5 protein-coding genes are annotated in these 6,221 nt (G+C 35.4%); all 5 read left to right on the top strand.

Features of this window, described 5'->3' with window-relative positions; genetic code table 11:
- Positions 1-1,106 (top strand): HD domain-containing protein (locus U9R23_06840; protein MEA3476136.1); only part of this gene is annotated, 1,106 nt, incomplete at its 5' end.
- A gap of 42 nt (positions 1,107-1,148) precedes the next feature.
- A protein-coding gene (gene prfB / locus U9R23_06835; GenBank protein ID MEA3476135.1) for a peptide chain release factor 2 occupies positions 1,149-2,244 on the top strand; the annotation gives its coding sequence in 2 pieces (ribosomal slippage) (positions 1,149-1,220 and positions 1,222-2,244; 1,095 coding nt in all).
- A 111-nt stretch (positions 2,245-2,355) separates the two neighbouring features.
- Positions 2,356-3,855: a lysine--tRNA ligase gene (gene lysS, locus U9R23_06830; GenBank protein ID MEA3476134.1), complete on the top strand. Its 1,500-nt coding sequence runs from the start codon at positions 2,356-2,358 to the stop codon at positions 3,853-3,855.
- A 502-nt stretch (positions 3,856-4,357) separates the two neighbouring features.
- Complete coding sequence (locus tag U9R23_06825; protein ID MEA3476133.1) at positions 4,358-5,164, top strand: MBL fold metallo-hydrolase; 807 nt, start codon at positions 4,358-4,360, stop codon at positions 5,162-5,164.
- 79 nt (positions 5,165-5,243) lie between these two features.
- Positions 5,244-5,906, top strand: coding sequence for a sulfite exporter TauE/SafE family protein (locus tag U9R23_06820; protein MEA3476132.1), 663 nt, complete (start codon positions 5,244-5,246; stop codon positions 5,904-5,906).
- The last annotated feature ends 315 nt before the right edge of the window (positions 5,907-6,221 follow it).

Below are 6,221 nucleotides of genomic sequence, written 5' to 3'. Positions count from 1 at the left end.
CTAAAAATGGCGATGCATATCGTACTCGTCCTGAATATAAAAAAGAACTGAAAGGTCTATTTGCTATTGACCGTGACCGCATACTGTATAGTGGAGCATATCGGCGTTATCAAGGCAAAACACAGGTTGTATATTTCTCAAATCTTTTTGATGAGGAGATGTCCAACCGTAGCTTGCATACTACTTATGTATCTCAAATCGCAAGAAGTATTGGGAAAAATTTACACTTAAATATAGAATTGCTTGAAGCAATTTCATTAGGTCATGATTTAGGTCATCCACCATTTGGGCATGATGGCGAAGAGGTTCTTAACGAATGTTGTCTCAAACATAATATTGGCAGATTTCATCATAATGTTGAAAGCCTGCACATTGTTGATAACATATCAAATGGAGGGAGAGGACTTAATCTTACTTTTCAAGTAAGAGATGGAATTATATCTCACGATGGTGAAGTTCATGATGAGAAATTGCAACCTAATCGGGAAAAAACTGAAGTAGATATTCAGAAATTTATACAAGAGATGAAGGAAAAAGATACAACAACTCTACCAGGTACTTTAGAAGGCTGCGTAGTCAGGATTTCTGATACTATTGCATATATTGGGCAGGATATTGAGGATGCTATCAGGCTCGGCTTCCTAACTCGTGAAGAGTTGCCAAAAGATGCTGTGCAAATACTTGGTTCAACTAATGATGAAATTATGAACTCATTAATTGCCAGCGTTGTTGTTAATAGTTATGGCAATAATTATGTGGCTTTTGATAAAAAAACCTCGGATGCTCTTTACAAACTTAAAAAATTCAACTATCAAAAAATTTATACTCATCCGAAAATTGAAGAAGAGAAGCAAATCATACAAAGAGGAATGCATATCTTATTTGAAAAATACCTATCGGATCTGTCTAATAATAGAAAAGGCTCAAAAATTTTCCATCAATTTCTTAATCATAAAAATAAAGAATACTGCTCCAATTATAGTGAGCCAGAGAAAGTAAGAGATTTTATTGCGACTATGACGGATAGATATTTTAATCAGGAATTAAAAGATTATTTAATACCTGAAAGGACTGAAGAACATTTCAAAATAAAAAAGCAAAGATAATTTACAACATCTAATTTGCTATTAAATTTTTGTGAGGTTATTATGGATTTAAATCTATTTTCAAAAGAGGTTGAAGAAATACAAAATAGAATCTTTGAACTGCAGAGGTATCTTTGAAGGTGAGAAGAAGAAAGATGAAATTGACAGATTAGAAAAGGAGATAACCAAGCCTAATTTTTGGGATGACCAGGAAAATGCAAAGAGAATCTCTGAAAAAATCAGTGACCTCAAAGAAGAGATAGGAATTTCTGAAAAGATAACAAACGCATATGAGGAATTAGAGACTTATCTTAACATACTTAAGGAAGAATATGATACGGAATTAGCTGCGGAAGCAGAAAATAAATTATCTAATATACGAAAATTCATAGACAAATTAGAATTGCAATTACTTTTAAACGGTGCGACTGATAAAAATGATGCTATACTTGTCATACATCCTGGGGCCGGTGGGACAGAATCACATGATTGGGCTAAAATGCTTTTTCGGATGTACCTTCGCTGGGTAGAGATGCGAAACTATAAGGTTGAAATTCTTGATAAACAGCCTGGTGATGAGGCAGGAATAAAATCTGCAACTCTGGAAATCAAAGGCAAATATGCTTATGGATATTTGAAGTCAGAAACTGGCGTTCATCGCCTTGTGCGAATCTCCCCATTTGATTCAAATAAAAGAAGGCATACATCCTTTGCTTCTGTTTTTGTCTATCCAGAGGTAGAAGATTCTATTGAAGTTGAAACTAAAGAAGCTGATTTGCGAATTGATACTTTCCGGTCAAGCGGTGCTGGTGGACAGCATGTTAACAAGGTGAGTAGTGCGGTAAGAATCACACATATTCCCACTGGTATAGTTTCACAATGCCAATCCGAACGTTCTCAATTTCAAAATAAAGAGAATGCAATGAAAGTCTTAAAAGCTCGTCTCTATCAATATTATAAAGAGAAAAAAGATGCGAAAAAACAAAAATTAGAAAGCAAAAAGAAAAAGATAGAATGGGGTAGTCAAATCCGTTCCTATGTTTTTCAACCATATTCAATGGTAAAAGACCACCGAACCAATGTCCAGACCGGCAATGTCCAAGCGGTGATGGACGGAAATATTGACCTATTTATAAATGCTTTTCTAAAGATGAAATAAACAACCACCAAGTCACTAAGGCACAAAGAATGAATCTCAACTTTGATTTATAATTTTAGATTTTTAATTAACTTAGTGTCTTTGTGGTAAATTCAAAATAAAGGTTGTCACATGCAAAACGAAAATCAATTAATCAAAGCAAGGAAAGAGAAATTGCAAAAACTCATTGAAATGGGCATAAATCCATATCCAGCAAAAGCAAAAAGGACTTATCTTATTAGTGATATTTTAACCGAACCTGAAAAATTTATAGAGGAAGAAATAAATGTTGAAATAGTTGGTAGAATCCACTCTCTACGGAAAATGGGTAAAGCAAGTTTTTTTCATATAGAAGATAAATCCGGCAAGATACAAATATATATCCGCCGAGATGATATTGGTGAAAAAAATTACACAATTTTTAAACAATCTGATCTTGGTGACTTTGTTAATATTTTCGGAAAGGTCTTTCGCACCCAAACTGGCGAACTGTCTATTCATGCTGATAAATTTAGTTTTCTTACAAAGTCTATTCGTCCTTTACCAATTGTAAAAGAAAAAGAAGCAGAGGGCAAAAAGGTTGTTTATGACCAATTTGTTGATAAAGAACTCCGTTATCGTAAACGCTATTTAGATTTACTCCTCAATCCTGAAGTAAAGGAGACCTTTATTACCCGCAGTAAAATTATCAAGATGATGCGAGAATTCCTTGATAAAAAAGATTTTATTGAAGTGGAAACTCCAATTCTCCAGCCTTTATATGGCGGTGCAGCAGCACAACCATTCATCACAAAGCACAATAAATTGGATATGAATTTGTATCTCAGAATTGCAGATGAGCTTTATCTGAAAAGACTTATTATTGGCGGTTTTGAAAAAGTTTATGAAGTTTGCAAAGACTTCCGCAACGAAGGAATGGATAGGATGCATAATCCAGAATTCACAATGATTGAGCTTTATCAGGCTTATGCTGATTATAATGATATTATGAATTTGGTTGAAGAAATGCTAACAGAGATTGCAGTTGAAATTTGTCCCGATACAATCGGGATGAAATTTGAATACGATGGAAACAAAATTGATTTGACCAAGCCGTGGAAAAGAGTCTCTATAACTTCATTAATAAAAGAATATGCTAATATTGATATTGAGAAATTGAGCCTTGAGGAAATGTTGAAATTTTGTAAAGAGCATGAAATTGAATTAGAGACAAAAACTTATGGAAAAGTGATTGATGAGATTTTCAAGCAAGTTGTTGAGCCAAATTTAATTCAGCCAACTTTTGTAATAGATTATCCAAAGGAAATTTCTCCATTAGCAAAATCAAGACCAGACAATCCGCAAATAGTTGAGCGGTTTGAAGTATTTATAGGTGGATTGGAAATTGGAAATGCATTTACAGAATTGAATGACCCTATTGACCAGAGAGCAAGATTAGAAGACCAGGCTAAAAAAAGAAAATTAGGAGACCTTTCTGCAAATCAAGTTGATGAAGATTTCTTGGAAGCAATGGAATACGGAATGCCTCCAACAGGTGGACTTGGCTTGGGTGTGGATAGGATTGTTATGCTTTTTACTAATTCGCATTCAATAAAAGATGTAATATTCTTTCCTCAGATGAGGAATGTGTGAAGGATCGATTAGTAAATAATATGAAACATTCATGTCCCGAAAACAAACCGTGACGCAAAGGAGAATGAAAATAATCAAGTATACAGAGTTGCCATCTGATCTAACAGGATTTGATACGCCAGCTCCGAGACGGAGTCCCGATAGAATCGGGTCTGGCGGACTGTTTATTAAAACACTATTATAAATGGTGTTAGGATCGTTGCAATGTACTTGTAATTCGTAGTTTTACATTTACATCTGTGTCCCCGCGGATGCGGGGGATTGTGTCCATTCTCCGTAGCAGTAGGACTGCTACTGCGAAGGATGAACCTCTGTGGTTATAAAGTATTTTCAGATGAAACTTAAACAACTAATCCAAACTTCCTGGCCTATGATTCATAAAAGAGCTTGGGGAAAAAAGTTAGGGCTTATACTAATGTCAAGTCAACAGTGTTCTCGTTCCCAATCCCCTGATTGGGAACGCAATAACAAGCCAAACCCTCTTTGGGGGATACGCCATTTAATGCTTGACTTGACACTAATACCAAAATTCTTTTTAATATTTCTAATAGGACTTACGGTATTATTTACACCTTTGGCAGTTGCAAAGGACCTGACTCTTACTATAGTCTATGATAATAATCCATATAATAAAGAATTGGAAACAAGATGGGGTTTTTCCTGCTTTGTAGAAGGGCTTGAAAAAACTATTCTTTTTGATGTGGGTGGTGAAGGTTCTGTCCTCCTTAGGAATATGAAAAAACTCAAGATTGACCCGGATTCGGTAGATGTAATACTTCTTTCTCATGTTCATTATGATCATATTGGTGGGCTTCCCGATTTTTTAGCAAAAAATCCTGAAGTTACTGTTTATATGCCGAAGTCCCTACCTCAGAGTGTAAAAGATGAAGTAAATAATTCAGGTGCCAAATTAATTGAAGTCCATAAGTCAATTGAAATCTGCAAGAATGCCTACTCTACAGGAGAACTTGGATTTTGGATAAAGGAACAATCTCTTATAATAAAAACCTCTAAAGGGTTAGTGATAATTACAGGTTGTGCCCATCCTGGAGTTGTAGATATAGTTAAAAGAGCAAAAAAGATGCTTAAGACAGAAACCTATTTAGTATTAGGTGGTTTTCATTTATGCTGGATGAATGCCTGGCAGATAAAAGGAATTATTAATGGGGTTAGAAAAGAAGGGGTTGAGAAAGTGGCTCCCTGCCATTGCTCAGGCGATCTTGCTAGAAAAGAGTTTAAGAAAGCCTATGGCAAAGACTTCGTTCTTGTAGGTGCAGGAAAAAAAATTAAAATAAAAGATGCTTTCTAATTTTACCCCGTTAGATAAATATCGGTAGTTGCTATAAAAAACTTAGATTTTGTTTATCAGTATAAAAGAAATTAAGAAGATGAATGAGAGTTTATTATCTAACGGGGTAAAATTACTTGCTGCCGGGTTTACTATGGGTTGGGGTCCTTGCCTTGCTTATACTGCTCCACTGCTTTTGCCTTATATTGGGGGAGCAAAGAAAAGCTGGAAAGATGGCTTAAAAGTAGGATTGCTATTTTCTGTGGGCAGACTTTTAGCACTTGCTATTTTAGGTGGAATCGCAACTATAGCTTTTAGTTCTATTAACAGACTTTTCCCACCACAAAAGTCAGGTTGGCTCTATTTAATTCCAGGATTCTTTATGATAATAATAGGAGCCCTTATAATTTTAGGCAAGGGTTTCAATCTACATATTGGGAAAAGGATATTAAACAAAGGCACTACAAGTATGTTTCTGTTTGGTTTTTTAATGGGCATTGCTCCATGTGTTCCCTATGTAGCAATCCTCACTTATATTGCCTGTATGGCAGAAAATTCTGTCTTAACTGGTATATTGTATGCTTCGTTATTTGCAATTGGGACAGCAGTTGCTCCTATAGTTTTGGGGAGTTTAATGGGTATCATTCCAGAAAAACTCCGCAGGAGAGAGAAACTTCTTAAAACCTTTCAGGTGGTTTGTGGAGCGGTTCTTGTCATATTCGGAGCACAGCTTATCTACTATGTGTTGAATCTAATTACTTAGAAAAATATAATTTAATGTCTATCCGTAAACCCCGTTAGATGTTTACTATCTCACGGGGTAAACTGACTTTTCGAGTCGTAAAGAGCTTGCGACGACGACTCGAGGGAGCAGTAATTTTTGGCAAGAAATTTTTATTCTGCCTTGAGACTTTTTATAAATGTTATTTAAATGACTAATTACAAATTTCTAATTTCTAATAATCCCGACTTGTCGGGACAAATATCAAATACCAAATATAAAAGGATTAGTCTTCGGAGATTTTGTTTTGGCATGATTTGACATTTGCCTGCCCGCCGTTTCACTTCGGTAGGCGGG

It is taken from the genome of Candidatus Cloacimonadota bacterium, from assembly GCA_034722995.1.
Taxonomy (GTDB): domain Bacteria; phylum Cloacimonadota; class Cloacimonadia; order JGIOTU-2; family JGIOTU-2; genus JAGMCF01.
The sequence above is the reverse complement of the archived record's forward strand: the minus strand, read 5'-3'. Positions and strand labels throughout refer to the sequence as shown.

What these genes read in the sequence shown, in the direction of transcription:
- lysS (MEA3476134.1), top strand. Translation starts at nt 2,356, where the DNA reads ATGCAAAACGAAAATCAATTAATCAAAGCAAGGAAAGAGAAATTGCAA.
- U9R23_06825 (MEA3476133.1), top strand. Translation starts at nt 4,358, where the DNA reads ATGCTTGACTTGACACTAATACCAAAATTCTTTTTAATATTTCTAATA.
- U9R23_06820 (MEA3476132.1), top strand. Translation starts at nt 5,244, where the DNA reads ATGAATGAGAGTTTATTATCTAACGGGGTAAAATTACTTGCTGCCGGG.